Origin of the sequence: Sphingomonas rhizophila (assembly GCF_014396585.1) — a bacterium.
Classification (GTDB): Bacteria; Pseudomonadota; Alphaproteobacteria; order Sphingomonadales; family Sphingomonadaceae; genus Sphingomicrobium; species Sphingomicrobium rhizophilum.
The window spans coordinates 1,724,961-1,739,796 of sequence record NZ_CP060717.1 but is presented as its reverse complement, the minus strand read 5'-3'; the positions used below and the strand labels follow the sequence as shown (position 1 = coordinate 1,739,796).

Genomic DNA, 14,836 nt, shown 5'->3' with positions numbered 1-14,836 from the left:
GAGCGGGTGAAGCCAGATAGCAAGCGCTATCTGGCGAACGAGCAAGCGTGCCAAAGTAGTTTCTCGTCCCACCCTCCGGGCAGGACCTCGACCGCGCTGCGTTTCGTCGCAAGCCTCGACCGGGCAGCGCGCCCGCTCTTCGCCTCGCTCCTCGCGCAGCATCGGCCGATGACCTGTCACGGCCTCGCTGGAAGGGGGTTCAGGACCACAACATGCTCTACATAATCGCCGAGCAGCTGGGCTTTCCCGGCCTCCTCAACCTCATCCGCTACATCAGCTTTCGCGCCGGTGCGGCGAGCGCGACCGCGTTGATGATCGGCCTGTTCTTCGGGCCGATGTTCATCCGCTGGCTGCGCAACAAGCAGGGCAAGGGCCAGCCGATCCGCGCCGACGGACCGCAGAGTCACCTCGCCAAGCGTGGCACGCCGACGATGGGCGGCCTGCTGATCCTGATCGCGGTCGGCATTTCGGTGCTGCTGTGGATGGACCTCACCAACCGCTACACCTGGGCGTGCCTGCTGGTGCTGGCCGGGTTCGGGCTGATCGGTTTCCTCGATGATTACGACAAGGTCAGGAAGGCGCACCACGCCGGACTGTCGGCGAAGATGCGATTGCTGCTGGAATTCGCCATCGCCGGCTTCGCCACCTGGCTGATGGTCGGGTGGGGCGGGACCAACCTCTATTTGCCCTTCTACAGCGGGCCGGTGGTCGATCTGAACCTCGGCTACATTTTCTTCGGCGCGTTCGTGATCGTCGCGTTCGGCAATGCGGTGAACCTGACCGACGGGCTCGACGGGCTGGCGACGATGCCCGTCATCATCGCCTGTATCGCATTCACCCTGATCGCCTATCTGGTCGGCAACGCGAAGTTCGCGAGCTACCTCGGCATCCCCCACGTCCTTGGCGTCGGCGATCTCACGGTGCTGCTGCTGGCGATTATCGGCGCCGGCCTCGCCTTCCTGTGGTTCAACGCGCCCCCTGCGGCGGTGTTCATGGGCGATACCGGAAGCCTAGCGCTGGGCGGCGCGCTTGGTGCGGTCGCGGTCGCGGCGCACCACGAGTTCGTGCTGGTCATCGTCGGCGGCTTGTTCGTCCTCGAAGCCGTCAGCGTCATCGTCCAGGTGTTCTGGTTCAAGCGCACGGGCAAGCGCATCTTCAAGATGGCGCCGATCCATCATCATTTCGAACACATGGGATGGAGCGAGCCGACCGTCGTCATCCGCTTCTGGATTATCGCCTTCATTCTGGCGCTGGCCGGGCTCAGCACCCTCAAGCTGCGGTGATCACTGCACGGGCCTTCGCCGACAAACATTATGCCGTCCTCGGGCTCGCCCGCAGCGGGATGGCGACGGTCGAGGCGCTGCTGGCTAGCGACGCTCGGGTCACCGCGTGGGATGACCGCGAGGGTGCGCGGGCCGCGGCACCCGAGGGCGCAACAATCGAGGACTTCGTCGGCGGCGACCTGACGCGGTTCGACAGCATCGTGGTCACGCCGGGCCTACCCCTCAACCGCCACCCGATCGCCGCAGCAGCGCGGGCGGCGGGGATGGAGATCATCGGCGACATCGAACTGTTCGCCCGCGCTCGCGCAGAGCTTCCGCCGCACAAGGTCGTCGGCATCACCGGCACCAACGGCAAGTCGACCACCACGGCGCTGGTCCACCATATCCTCAAGACCGCCGGCGTGCCGACGACGATGGGCGGCAACATCGGCTTGCCGATCCTGTCGCAGGATCCGCTGCCGGAAGACGGCGTCTATGTGTTGGAGCTATCGAGCTACCAGATCGACCTGACGAAGAGCCTCGACTGCGACGTGGCGGTTCTGCTCAACGTGACGCCTGATCACCATGATCGATACGACGGTTTCGATTCCTACATGCGTTCGAAACTTCGTCTGTTTTCGATGCAGGCAGCCGGGAACCACGCCGTCCTTGGGAACACTAGGGTTGACGCCCCGGATGACGTCATTGGCAATTTCTTCGACGATAGGCACGCCGGCCCACACGAGCATCGGATTTTGATGGACACCGCCTGGGACCACGGCACCTCCTTCTCCTTCGGCGGGTTATGGTTCGATGGCGTCCGCATATCGTCGCAGAAAGAATGGCCCGCGCTTCAGGGTCCGCACAACGCATGGAACGCATCGGTTGCAGCGACAGCGGCGCGACTGGTCGGCGTGACGACTGACTCCATCGTCGAAGGGCTCAAGACCTATCCGGGCCTGCCCCATCGTATGCAGCGCATCCGCGAACTCTCGGGCGTCCTCTACGTAAACGACAGCAAAGCGACCAATGCCGAGGCGGCGGCGCCGGCACTGGCCGCTTATCCGCGCATTCGCTGGATCGTCGGCGGGCAGGCGAAGAGCGAAGATTTGGGCCCGATGGTCGATCATCTCGGCCATGTCGTCACCGCCTACACCATCGGTGAGGCGGGGCCGATGTTCGCGCGGTTGCTTCGCGGCCACGGCGTCGCCGTAAGCGAATGTGAAACATTGGAAAATGCGGTCGCGGCAGCGGCAGGGGATTCACAGCCGGGCGAGACTGTCCTACTCTCACCGGCGAGCGCGTCGTTTGACCAGTTCCGGGATTTCGAGGCGCGCGGGGACCGGTTCCGGGAACTGGTGGGGGCATTATGAACGCGGCGACATTGACGGGCAAAATCAAGGCCAAGGCGGCGCTGGTCGATCCCAACCGCTATGGTCGGTCCGACCGTTCGGCGATCGGCCGCTGGTTCTGGGAAATCGACCGGGTCCTGCTGCTGATGGTGGCGATGCTGATCGGCATCGGCCTGATCGCCGTCGCCGCCGCCAGCCCGGCCGCCGCCCAGCGCTATTCGGGCGGGTCGGTGCGCTTTGCCGAGCTCCATTATTTCTACCGCCAGATCGGCTGGATCATGCTGTCGATGCCGGTGATGATCCTGATTTCGATGATGCCGCGCGAGCGCGCCCGGCGCCTGTCGCTGATCGGCGCGGCGCTGTTCTTCGGCCTGCTCGCCATCGTCCCGATCGTCGGGCCGGAAGTGAATGGCGCGCGGCGCTGGATCGCGTTCGGCGTCGGGCAGGTGCAGCCGTCGGAATTCCTGAAGCCCTTCTTCGTCATCGCCATGGCGTGGCTGCTGTCGCTCGGCGTCGGCGAGCGCAAGGTGCCGATCTTCATCCTGTCGGGCGTCATCACCGGCATGGTCGCGGTGCTGCTGATGCTTCAGCCCGACTTCGGGTCGACGATCATCTTTGTCACCGTGTGGGTGGCGATGCTGGCGATCGCGGGGCTCGACCTGCGCATCCTCGGCGGGCTGGCGCTGGCGGGGATCGTCGGTGTCATCCTCGCCTATTTCTTCTATCCGGTGGCGACGGTCCGCATCGACGGCTTCCTGTTCGGCGAGGGCGACAATTTCCAGGTAGAGAACGCCATGCGCACGCTGACCGCGGGCGGCCTGTTCGGAATGGGTCCGGGCGGCGGGACCCGCAAGTTCGGCCTTCCGGAACCGCACACCGACTACATCTTCTCGGTCATTGGGGAGGAATTCGGGCTGATCGCCTGCATCGCCATCGCCTGCCTTTATCTCGGCATCGTCGCCCGCGTGCTGGTGAAGCTGCTCGACGAGGAATCGAGCGTGGCGCTGCTCGCCGCCGCCGGCCTGGCGGTCGAGTTCGGGCTGCAGGCGATGATCAACATGGCGGTCAACGTCCAGATCGCGCCGTCCAAGGGCATGACCCTGCCGTTCATCAGCTATGGCGGGTCGTCGATGCTGGCGCTGTCGATCGGCATGGGATTGCTGCTCGCCTTCACCCGGCGAAATCCCTATCTGACGCGCTCGCCCTACGTCGTGAAATGGGGCGGGGAGAGCGTCTACCCATGAAGTCGTTTAAGGCATGAACATCACCCTCGCCGCCGGGGGACCGGCGGACATATGGTTCCGGCGCACGCGCTCGCCGCGGAGCTTCGCTCGCGCGGGCACGGCGTGATGCTGGTGACGGACGATCGCGGCGCCAAGATCCCCGGCCTGTTCGACAAGGTGCCGGTCCATATCCTGCCGGCCGGGCGGCTCGGCGGCGGGCCGATCGGCTGGCTGAAGGCGGCGCGCGCGGTGATGGCCGGACGGCGGGCGGCGAAGGCGCTCTACAAGGAATTCCGCCCGGACGCGGTGGTCGGCTTCGGCGGCTACCCGGCATTTCCGGCGCTTCTGGCGGCAAGCTCGCTGCGCATCCCGACCATCCTGCATGAGCAGAATGCGGTGCTGGGCCGGGTCAACCGGCTGCTGGCCGGCGATGCCAAGGCGATCGCCACGGCTTACGCGGACGTCGAACGGCTGGCGCCGGGCTATCACGTCAAGACGAAGCTGGTCGGCAATCCGGTGCGCGAAAGCGTCGCGCGGCTTGGCGAAATGCCGTTCCCGTCGTTCGACGATACCGCGCCGCTCAAGATTCTCGTCACCGGTGGCAGCCAGGGCGCGACCATTCTGGGCCAGGTCGTGCCGGATGCCCTCGGCGGCCTGCCGTCCGGCCTGCGCTTGCGCCTGCAGGTCGTCCAGCAATGCCGCCCGGACGACATCGAGGAAGTGCGGGAACGCTATGCCAGCTACAACATCCCCGCCGAGCTGCTGACCTATATCGAGGACATGCCCGACCGCATCGCAGACGCTCACCTCGTCATCGCCCGCGCCGGTGCCTCGACCATCGCCGAGCTGACCGCCGCCGGACGGCCCGCGATCCTGGTGCCGCTGCCGTCGGCGACCGACGATCACCAGACGGTCAACGCGCGGGAAATGGCCAAGGCGGGCGGCGCGCGGATGATCGCGCAATCGGACTTCACGCCGCAGGTGCTGGGCGAGCAGGTTGCCGCCATTGCCGGCGAGCCGCAGGCGCTGGCCAATGCCGCCGCGCGCGCCCTGTCGGTCGGACGCCCGCACGCGACGCGCGACCTCGCCGACCTGGTCGAGCAGGTCGCCGGCGGACCCGCGGCGGTCGTCGTTGGGCCTGCCAAGCCGGACAAGCAGTCGCCCTATTTCGCGCCGGTGGGATCGCCGGCATGAAGGCGATGGGCACCGAAATCGGGACGATCCACTTCGTCGGCATCGGCGGCATCGGCATGTCGGGCATCGCCGAGGTCATGCATCACCTGGGCTACAAGGTGCAGGGCAGCGACCGTGCCGAAAGCTATGTCACCGAAGGCCTGCGCAAGGCGGGAATCCCGGTGATGATCGGGCAAAGCGCCGAGAACCTCGGCGATGCAACCGTGCTGGTTTGCTCGACCGCGATCCGCGATGACAATCCCGAAGTGCAGGCCGCGGCCGAACGGCGTTTGCCACGCGTCCGCCGGGCGGAGATGCTGGCCGAACTGATGCGCATGCAGTCGACCGTCGCGGTCGCCGGCACGCACGGCAAGACCACGACGACATCGATGATCGCCGCGATGCTGGATGCCGGCGGGATCGATCCGACGGTCATCAACGGCGGGGTCATCAATGCCTACGGCTCCAACGCCCGGCTCGGCAAATCCGACTGGATGGTGGTCGAGGCCGACGAGAGCGACGGCAGCTTCCTGCGCCTCGACGGGACGATCGCGGTCGTCACCAACATCGATCCCGAGCATCTGGAGCATTACGGCAGCTTCGATGCGGTCAAGGACGCGTTCGTCGAATTCGTCGAAAACGTCCCTTTCTACGGCCTCGCCGTGATGTGTGTCGATCATCCCGAGGTGCAGGGGGTGCTGAGCCGGATCCGCGACCGCCGTATCGTGACCTACGGCACCTCGACGCTGGCCGACCTTCGCGCCGACAATATCCGCGCTGAAAATGGCGGCAGCCGGTTCGACGCCAGCCTGGTCCAGCGCGACGGATCGCGCCGCGTCATTCCCGACATCTTCGTGCCCATACCCGGCCGTCACAACGTCCTGAACGCGCTGGCCGCGGTGGCAGTCGGCCTGGAGTTCGGGATGGACGACGCGACGATCGCGCGCGGCTTCGAGAAGTTCGGAGGGGTCAAGCGGCGCTTTACCCAAGTCGGCGAGATCGATGGCGCCACAGTGATCGACGATTACGCCCATCACCCGGTCGAAATCCGCGCGGTCCTGTCGGCGGCCCGCGAAAGCGCGGACGGGCGAGTCATCGCGGTCGTCCAGCCGCACCGCTTCACTCGCCTGCGCGATTTGATGGAAGACTTCCAGAACGCCTTCAACGACGCCGACATCGTCTACGTCGCGCCGGTCTACGCGGCCGGCGAGCAGCCCATTGAAGGCGTCGATGCCGAGGCGCTCGCGGACGGTTTGCGCGCCCACGGACACCGAATGGTCAAGACCGTCGCCGACGCCACCGACCTTGCCGGAAGCCTGCGCGATGTCGCGGCCGAGGGCGACCTTGTCGTGTGCATGGGGGCGGGCGACATTACCAAATGGGCGGCGGGGCTGGCCGACGGCATCCGCGCCGCGCGCGCCGCGAAATGAGCGTGGCCACCGCGCTGCCGCCGGTCCGCGGGAAGCTCCGCGAGAATGCGCCGCTGGCGCCGCTGGTGTGGTTCAAGTCGGGCGGGCCCGCGCAGTGGCTGTTCGAGCCGGCCGATGCCGACGACCTGGCCGATTTCCTTCGCAATCTCGACCCGTCGGTCCCGGTGATGGGGTTGGGCCTGGGCAGCAACATGATCGTTCGCGACGGCGGCGTCCCCGGTGTCGTCGTCCGGCTCGGCAAGGCCTTTGCCAAGGTCGAGCGGATCGACGACCTGACCCTGCGCTGCGGCGGCGGGGCGAGCGGCATCCTGGTGTCGTCGACCGCGCGCGACGCGGGCATCGCCGGCCTCGAATTCCTGCGCTCGATCCCGGGCACGGTCGGTGGCTTCGTCCGGATGAACGGCGGCGCCTATGGCCGCGAAACCTGCGAGATCCTGGTCGAGTGCGACGTCGTGCTCCGTAACGGCGAGCGGGTGAGGCTGCCGGTCGCGGACCTTCATTACAGCTATCGTCACAGCGAACTTCCCGAGGGCGCCATCGTCGTTTCGGCAGTGTTCAGGGGCCACGCCGGCGAGCCCGCGGCGATCCAGGCGGAGATGGACCGCATCGCCGCCAGCCGCGAGGCGTCGCAGCCGCTTCGCAGCAAGACCGGCGGGTCGACCTTCAAGAACCCGCTGCCGTTGAAAGCGTGGCAGGTGATCGACGCGGCCGGGTGTCGCGGTCTGACCATCGGCGACGCGCAAGTGTCGGAGAAGCATTGCAATTTCCTGCTCAACCTCGGTAACGCGTCGAGCAGGGACATCGAGGCGCTGGGGGAGGAAGTGCGCCGCCGGGTCCGCGCCGATAGCGGCGTCGAACTCGAATGGGAAATCCAGCGGATCGGAGTGGAAGAACAGTGACCGCCCTCGACAAGAACATGCACATCGTCGTCCTCATGGGGGCTGGTCTTCGGAACGGCCGGTATCGCTGATGAGCGGCAATGGCGTTGCCGATGCGCTGGAGGAACGCGGCTTTACCCGCGTCACCCGGCTGGACATGGACCATGACGTTGCGGCGCGGCTCCGCGAATTCGCCCCTGACGTCGTCTTCAACGCGCTCCACGGCACGCCCGGCGAGGATGGCACCGTCCAGGGCATGCTCGACCTGATGGAAATTCCTTACACCCACTCGGGCTGCACGACCTCCGCCATCGCCATCGACAAGGAGTTGACCAAGGCCGTTCTGGTTCCGGCCGGGGTGCGCATGCCAAAGGGCAAGATGGTCGACAGCGCCAGCCTGTACGAAGGCGACCCGATGCCCCGACCCTATGTCCTGAAGCCGGTCAACGAGGGGTCGTCGGTCGGGGTCGCCATCGTCACCGAGAGCGGAAATCACGGTCATCCGATCAGCCAGAAGGCGGAAGGGCCGTGGCTTCACTTCGACCGGCTGCTCGCCGAACCGTTCATCCGCGGACGGGAATTGACCGTTGCGGTGCTCGGCGACGAGGCGCTGTGCGTGACGGAATTGAAGCCCAAGGCCGGATTCTACGACTTCGACGCCAAATACACCGACGGCCTGACCGAACATGTCTGTCCCGCCGAAGTGCCCGACCGGGTCGCGCAGGCGATGATGGCGATGGCACTGAAGGCGCACCGCGCGCTCGGCTGCAAGGGCGCTTCGCGATCCGACTTCCGCTGGGACGATGACCAGGGCGAAGAGGGAATCTACCTGCTGGAGGTCAATACCCAACCGGGCATGACGCCGCTCAGCCTCGTTCCCGAACAGGCCCGCCAGCGGGGCATCGGCTACGGTGAGCTGGTCGAGCGGATTGTGGCTGATGCGCTGGACGACGCCAAGGAGCGTGCGAAGAAATGAGCGCGACGCGCGTCCGGCGTGGGTCAGGGGGACGTCCGGCGGCGCGCAAATCGTCGGGGCGGGTCGCCGTGCCGCGCAAGATCGCGTCGAGGCTGCCGATGGAACAGGCGCAGGCCAACCGGCTGGCGCGGTGGATGTTCGGCCTGTTCGTCGCGGCGATCGCGGTGGTCGCGGCCATCGCGCTCGGCCTGCCGTCGAAGATCGGTACCGCCGTTGGCGAGGCGGTCGGGGAAGCGGGGTTCCGCGTCCGATCGGTCGAGGTCCAAGGCACGAAGCGGATGAACCCGGCGCCGGTCTATCGCATCGCGCTTGACCAAAAGGCGGCGGCGCTGCCGCTGGTCGACGTGGCCGACATTCGCCAGCGCCTTCTCGGGTTCGGCTGGGTCAAGGATGCGCGGGTCACGCGCCGCTATCCCGACACGCTGGTGGTCGACATCGTCGAACGCAAGCCCGCCGCGCTGTGGCAGGACGAGCAGCGCCTCAACCTCGTCGATGCGGAAGGCGTCGTGCTCGATCGCGTGCCGGTCAGCCAGATGCCCGACCTGCCGCTGTTGATCGGCCGCGGAGCGAACGCGCATGCCACCGAGCTCAGCGCATTGCTCAACCCCTATCCGGCGCTTCGCGCGCAACTCGTCTCGGCGACCTGGGTCGGCGAGCGTCGCTGGGACCTAGTGCTCCAGACCAACCAGTTGCTGATGCTTCCGGAAGGCCAGGAAACCGCGAAATCGGTCCTCGGGAAATTTCTCGCTGCCGACAAGACGCAGGGATTGCTGGGCAACGGGACGATCCGTTACGATCTGCGAATCCCCGGCAAGATGACCGCCTGTTGCAAGGTGCCGGACAGTAACGAGACCTCCCCGAAAACCTGATGCCAGCCCCATCCGAGAAACCCCTTATCGCCGCCCTCGACATCGGATCGTCGAAGGTCAGCGCGTTGATCGTCACGAAGGATGACGACGGGCGGCTGCGCGTGCTCGGCACCGGCCAGCGCGAAAGCCGCGGGGTCAAGCGCGGTTTCGTCACCGACATGGAATCGAGCGAGGTGGCGGTCCGCGAGGCGGTCGAGATTGCCGAGCGAATCTCGGGGGTCACGATCGACGACGTCTGGGCCAGTTTCGGCGCCGGCGGCCTCGTCAGCGATATCGCCAATGTCGAGGTCGAACTTGGCGGTCACCAGGTGGTCGAGGACGACGTCAACGAACTGCTGAACGCCGGCAAGGGCGCCATCGACCGGAACGGGCAGGTCGTGCTCCACGCCCAGCCCGCGCTCTACACCATCGACGGGGTCGAGGGGGTGAAGCATCCCGTCGGCCTCCATGCCGACCGGCTGGGTGTCGACATCCATGTCATCGCCGCTGACCCCGCGCCGCTGCGCAACATCGACTATGTCATTCGTTCCGCCCACCTTGGCGTGCGCAAGATCGTTGCCTCGCCGGTCGCGGCGGCGCTGGCCTGCCTGACCGCGGAGGAACGGGACCTTGGCGTCGCCCTGGTGGAAATGGGCGCGGAGGTGACCAATGTCTCGCTTCACGCCGGAGGGATGCTGGTCGGCCTTCGCTCGATCCCGCTGGGTGCCAAGGACATCACCGACGACATCGCCTGCGCGTTCGGCGTGCAGCGTCGCGACGCAGAGCGGCTGAAGTGCTTCTACGGCTCGGCGATGACTTCGCCGCGGGACAATCACGAGATGATCGACGCCGCGCCGATCGGTGGCGACGAAGGCGGCGAGCCGACCCGCATCACCCGCGCCCAGCTAATGACCGTCGTCCGCCAGCGGGTCGAGGAACTGACCAACCAGATCGAGGTTGCGCTGAAAAGCCTCGGCTTCACCGGCCCGGTCGGACGGCAGGTGGTCCTGACGGGCGGCGGCGCCGAATTGAAGAATATCGCCGACTACATGCAGGGCGTGTTGGGACGTGCGGTTCGGGTGGGCCGGCCGCGCACGCTTACCGGTCTTCCCGAGGCGCACGGCGGCCCGGCCTTTTCGACGCTCGTCGGCCTGGCGATGCTGGCCGGGCAGGATGCGCGCGACCTTACCGATCTGCCCGCCGCCCAGCGCGCCGGGAAGGTCGCCAACGGGTTCTTCGGACGGATGCTGGCGGTGCTGAAACAGTCTTATTGAGTCGCGCCAAGGGCTTACGGGCGACTGTTGATTCCAGTCCTTGTCCCATACTGAATCATTTCTTCACTTTTTTGGCGATGCGGCCATTTTTCGCTTGGGTCAGGAATCCGGTTCGTGCAATGATTCATCCCAAGTTCAATCGCTTGCCTGTCAGGGGGATACATCCATGAGCATTGATTTCATCCGGCCGGAAGTCGACGAACTCCGCCCGAGGATCAGTGTTATCGGCGTCGGCGGCGCGGGGGGCAACGCCATCGCCAACATGATCGCGCGCGACGTCCAGGGCGTCCAGTTCCTGGTCGCCAATACCGACGCGCAGGCGCTCAACAGCTCGACCGCCGATGCGCGCATCCAGCTTGGCCTCAAGATCACCCAGGGTCTCGGCGCCGGCAGCCGTCCGGAAATCGGCCGCGCCGCCGCGGAAGAGACGATCGAGGAAATCGAGCGCAGCCTCGACGGCGCGCACATGTGCTTCATCGCCGCCGGCATGGGCGGCGGCACCGGCACCGGCGCTGCGCCGGTGATCGCCAAGGCGGCGCGGGACCGCGGCATCCTGACCGTCGGCGTCGTCACCAAGCCGTTCGCGTTCGAAGGCACGCGGCGCATGCGCTCGGCCGACGCCGGTATCGAGGAGCTGCAGAAGCACGTCGATACGCTGATCGTCATCCCGAACCAGAACCTGTTCCGGCTCGCCAACTCGGACACTACCTTCAAGGAAGCGTTCCAGATGGCCGACGAGGTGCTGCAGCAGGGCGTTCGCGGCATCACCGACCTGATGGTCATGCCGGGCCTGATCAACCTCGACTTTGCCGACGTCCGTTCGGTGATGGGAGAGATGGGCAAGGCGATGATGGGCACCGGCGAAGCGTCGGGCGACAACCGCGCGATCGAGGCCGCCGAAAAGGCGATCTCCAACCCGCTGCTTGACGGCGTCAGCATGAAGGGTGCCAAGGGCGTCATCATCTCGATCACCGGCGGCGAGGACATGCGCCTGATGGAGGTCGACGAGGCTGCCAGCCACATCAAGGAACTGGTCGACCCCGACGCCAACATCATCTGGGGTTCGGCGTTCAACAATGACCTCGACGGCAAGATCCGCGTCAGCGTGGTCGCGACCGGCATCGAGGCCGAGGAATCGACCGTGGCGCAGCCGGGCAAGGTGTTCACCTTCCCGTCGACCCGCTCCGCCGCACCGGCCGCTGCACCTGCGCCGGTCATGGCCAAGCCGACCCCGGTCGCGGCGCCTCCGGCCGAGGACGCGCTCGAACTCGGCAGTGACGACGAGGCCTCGGACGATGAACTCGTCCTGGAGAACGACGATATCCTGACCTCGCCGGTGATGGCGAACCCGATCGCGCCGCCGGCCGATGACGAGATCGCCGAAATCACGCCTGTCGCTGAAGAGCCCAAGGTCGCCCGCGAATCCGGCACGCTGTTCGAGCGTATGTCGAACATCGCGCGCGGTGCCGCCCAGGCGAAGGTGGATGACGAGCCGGTGCCGAGCATCCGCCGCGAACCGCTCGACATCCCGCGCTTCCTCAACCGCCAGAACAACCAGTAATCGCGTCCAGCGCCGGACTGCCCGCTGCGGGTCGGTTCGGCGCTCGACCGCAACGCTTTGGCGCGTCACGAGAAATCGAAAGCTTTAGTCAAGCTGGCATCTGCCATGGGCGAAAGCATGTCCGAATCCCGTTCGTTTCGTTTCCTTCCGGCGGCGCTTCTTCTTGCCGCCTGCACCCTGAACGCCGTGCCTGCGTCGGCGCAGTATATCGGTGGCAAGGCCCGCCGCTGCCCACGGCTCCCGCGCCTGGGACGATCGAGAGCCCGGCGGCTACCTTGTCGAGAGCTGTTCGGATCCTGGCCGCCAACCCGCGTGACTTCAACGCGCTGATCGCCGCCGGGCGGGCCGAACTTGAACTGGGGGACCTCGACGAGGCGGTGGGTTTCTTCGGACGCGCCGATGAGATCCGGCCCAACGATCCTGCGCCGAAGGTCGGCATGGGTGCGGCAATCATCCAGACGGGCGACGCGCGTGGCGCTTTGCGCTGGTTCGACCAGGCCCAGCGCCTTGGCGCGTCGCCTGCCTTGCTGGGCGCCGACCGCGGTCTTGCCCACGACCTGCTGGGCGAGCTGCCGGAGGCGCAGGCCGATTACCGTGCTGCGCTCTCCGGCCCCAATGCGAACGAGGCCCGCCGCCGGCTCGCGCTCAGCCAGGCGATGAGCGGTGAGATGGACGCCGCCTTGCGCACCTTGTCACCGCTGATCGTGCGCAGTGATCCCGCGGCCCTGCGCACGCGGGCGTTCGTGCTTGCGCTGGGCGGGCAGCAGCAACTGGCGTCGCGGGCGATCGACCAGGCCATGCCCGGCTCCGCAGCACGCATCGGACCCTTCTTCAATCTCTTGCCCCGTCTCAGCATCGCGCAGAAGGCGGCGGCGGTTCACCTCGGCGTGTTCCCCAATCCGGGCGAGATGCAACTGGCGGCGGTGCAGCAGGCCCCAGCGGCGGCGGCCGTGCAGCGGCCGGCCAGGCAGGCGCGCACCAAGAAGCCGAAGCCGCAAAAGGTTGCTGTCGGCCGGCGTACGGTGGTTGCATCGACGCCGATCGTGCCGCAGCAGCAGGTTGCCGTGGCGGCGCCGGTGACAACTCCGCCCGCGAGGCTGGTCGCCACGACCCCGAGTGTCCAGTCTCCACCCCAGCGGGTCGCTGTCACGCCGACGCCTGCGGCGCCGGCTCCTGTCGTGGTCGCGCCCGCCCCGGTAACGGTCGCCGATACCAAGGTGGTCCCGCTCGACCGGCTATCGGGTATCGACCGGTTGCTCGCGCAGGCCGCGCCCGAACCCTCGAAGCCCAAGGTCGAGACATCGCGCAAGCCGACCGCCGCCGAACGCAAGGCGGCGGATAAGAAGGCAGCGGACAAGAAGCTGGCCGCGGAGAAGGCTGCTGCCGACAAGAAAGCCAGGGAAGAGGCGGCCAAGATCGGTGTCGCCGGCACCCATTGGGTCCAGCTGGCCGGGGGCAAGAATGAAGACCGCATGGTCACGGAATTTAAGCGGCTGCAGGCCAAGAAGGGCTCGCCGCTGAAGGGTCGCAGCGGATATGTCAGCCAGGGCAAGGACTATTTCCGCCTGCTGGTCGGCCCGTTCGACGACGCCGCGGAGGCGCGAGCCTTCGTCAACAAGCTTGCCAAGGCGGACGTCGATGGCTTTAGCTGGTCGCGCACGCCGGCCCAGATCAAGATCGAGAAACTGCCCAGCAAATGACGCTTCCTCCGGCCCTTGCCGCGCACCCGTCGGACACGCGCGGCCGGGCCCACCGGGAAGACGATCGCGGGCCCCGCGGTCCACGCGACCCTTTCCAGCGGGACCGTGACCGCATCGTCCATTCGGTCGCCTTTCGACGCCTGCGTCACAAGACCCAGGTATTCGTTGCGCCCGACGGCGACCATTTCCGGGTCCGGCTGACCCATAGCCTCGAAGTGGCGCAGATCGGCCGGACGATGGCTCGGGCCCTGGGCCTCAACGAAGACCTGACCGAGGCATTGTGCCTGGCGCACGACCTTGGCCATCCGCCGTTCGGGCATGGCGGCGAAGATGCGCTGGAACGCAGTCTGGCCGACGCCGGCGGGTTCGACCACAACGGCCATACGCTCCGCCTGCTCACCTTGCTGGAAAACCCCTATCCAGGGTTCGAAGGCCTCAACCTGACATGGGAGACTCTGGAGGGGCTGGCCAAGCACAATGGGCCGGTGGCAAACCCGCGCTGGGCGCTCGAAGAGGCGGATGCGCAGTTCCCGCTTGATCTGACCAGCTACGCCAGCCTGGAAGCGCAGGTGGCGGCGATCGCCGACGACATCGCCTACGACAATCACGATATCGACGACGGCCTGCGGTCGGGAATCCTCGACCTCGAGGAATTGCTCGAACAGCCGTTCGTCGCGCGCCACTGGGCAGCGATCGAGCAGCGCCACCCCGGCCTCGACCCGGCGCGGAAGGCCAAGGCGCTGGTACGCGACGGCATCGGGTCCATGGTCGGCGACGTGCTTGATGAAACGCGCCGGCGCATCGCCGCCTCGGGGGTCGAAACTATTGACGACGTCCGCGCGGCGGGCAGGCCGCTGGTCGGCTTTTCCGAGGGCCTCGCGGCCGAGGAACGCGGGTTGAAGCGCCACCTTTACACGCACCTGTACGACAGCGCCGCGCTGACGCCGATCCGGGTCGAGGCCCAACGGATCGTCGCGGACCTTGCCAAGGCCTTCCGTGCCGATCGAAGGCTCCTGCCCGAGGGCTGGCAACGCGGCGAAACGGAGCAGGACCGGCTTCGTGGGATCGCCGACTATATCGCCGGCATGACCGACCGATACGCGATCGCCCAGCACGAGCGGCTGATCGGGCCGGTCCACCTGCCCGACCGGTTCTAGTC

At 66.9% G+C, this 14,836-nt stretch carries 12 protein-coding genes; all 12 read left to right on the top strand.

What is annotated here, in order from left to right; translation table 11 throughout:
* Positions 1–212 precede the first annotated feature (212 nt).
* The 12 genes from mraY (at position 213) to H9L12_RS08900 (ending at position 14,834) form a co-directional block, all read left to right on the top strand.
* On the top strand, positions 213–1,283 hold the full coding sequence (mraY, locus tag H9L12_RS08955) for a phospho-N-acetylmuramoyl-pentapeptide-transferase (protein WP_187541451.1): 1,071 nt from the start codon (positions 213–215) through the stop codon (positions 1,281–1,283).
* Positions 1,280–2,635: a UDP-N-acetylmuramoyl-L-alanine--D-glutamate ligase gene (gene murD / locus H9L12_RS08950; RefSeq protein WP_187541450.1), complete on the top strand. Its 1,356-nt coding sequence runs from the start codon at positions 1,280–1,282 to the stop codon at positions 2,633–2,635. The genes mraY and murD overlap by 4 nt, the downstream gene beginning before the upstream one ends.
* The gene (locus tag H9L12_RS08945; protein WP_187541449.1) at positions 2,632–3,858 is read left to right on the top strand and encodes an FtsW/RodA/SpoVE family cell cycle protein; all 1,227 of its coding nucleotides are present in this window, start codon (positions 2,632–2,634) and stop codon (positions 3,856–3,858) included. Before murD ends, H9L12_RS08945 begins: the two co-directional genes overlap by 4 nt.
* 51 nt (positions 3,859–3,909) lie before the next feature.
* Entirely contained in the window at positions 3,910–5,031 is a 1,122-nt protein-coding gene (murG, locus tag H9L12_RS08940) for an undecaprenyldiphospho-muramoylpentapeptide beta-N-acetylglucosaminyltransferase (protein ID WP_187541448.1), read from the top strand.
* Positions 5,028–6,440 (top strand): UDP-N-acetylmuramate--L-alanine ligase, encoded by a 1,413-nt coding sequence (murC, locus tag H9L12_RS08935; protein WP_187541447.1) that lies wholly within the window; start codon positions 5,028–5,030, stop codon positions 6,438–6,440. Before murG ends, murC begins: the two co-directional genes overlap by 4 nt.
* Complete coding sequence (murB, locus tag H9L12_RS08930; protein ID WP_187541446.1) at positions 6,437–7,339, top strand: UDP-N-acetylmuramate dehydrogenase; 903 nt, start codon at positions 6,437–6,439, stop codon at positions 7,337–7,339. Before murC ends, murB begins: the two co-directional genes overlap by 4 nt.
* Before the next feature lie 70 nt (positions 7,340–7,409).
* Positions 7,410–8,294 carry a D-alanine--D-alanine ligase gene (locus tag H9L12_RS08925; RefSeq protein WP_187541445.1) on the top strand — a complete coding sequence of 295 codons (885 nt, stop codon included), beginning with the start codon at positions 7,410–7,412 and terminating at the stop codon, positions 8,292–8,294.
* The gene (locus tag H9L12_RS08920; protein ID WP_187541444.1) at positions 8,291–9,163 is read left to right on the top strand and encodes a cell division protein FtsQ/DivIB; all 873 of its coding nucleotides are present in this window, start codon (positions 8,291–8,293) and stop codon (positions 9,161–9,163) included. Before H9L12_RS08925 ends, H9L12_RS08920 begins: the two co-directional genes overlap by 4 nt.
* Positions 9,163–10,416 carry a cell division protein FtsA gene (gene ftsA / locus H9L12_RS08915; protein ID WP_187541443.1) on the top strand — a complete coding sequence of 418 codons (1,254 nt, stop codon included), beginning with the start codon at positions 9,163–9,165 and terminating at the stop codon, positions 10,414–10,416. Before H9L12_RS08920 ends, ftsA begins: the two co-directional genes overlap by 1 nt.
* Positions 10,417–10,582: 166 nt before the next feature.
* The gene (ftsZ, locus tag H9L12_RS08910) at positions 10,583–11,977 is read left to right on the top strand and encodes a cell division protein FtsZ (RefSeq protein WP_187541442.1); all 1,395 of its coding nucleotides are present in this window, start codon (positions 10,583–10,585) and stop codon (positions 11,975–11,977) included.
* A gap of 275 nt (positions 11,978–12,252) precedes the next feature.
* Entirely contained in the window at positions 12,253–13,677 is a 1,425-nt protein-coding gene (locus H9L12_RS08905; protein WP_187541441.1) for an SPOR domain-containing protein, read from the top strand.
* Positions 13,674–14,834: a deoxyguanosinetriphosphate triphosphohydrolase gene (locus H9L12_RS08900; protein ID WP_187541440.1), complete on the top strand. Its 1,161-nt coding sequence runs from the start codon at positions 13,674–13,676 to the stop codon at positions 14,832–14,834. The genes H9L12_RS08905 and H9L12_RS08900 overlap by 4 nt, the downstream gene beginning before the upstream one ends.
* Positions 14,835–14,836 lie beyond the last annotated feature (2 nt).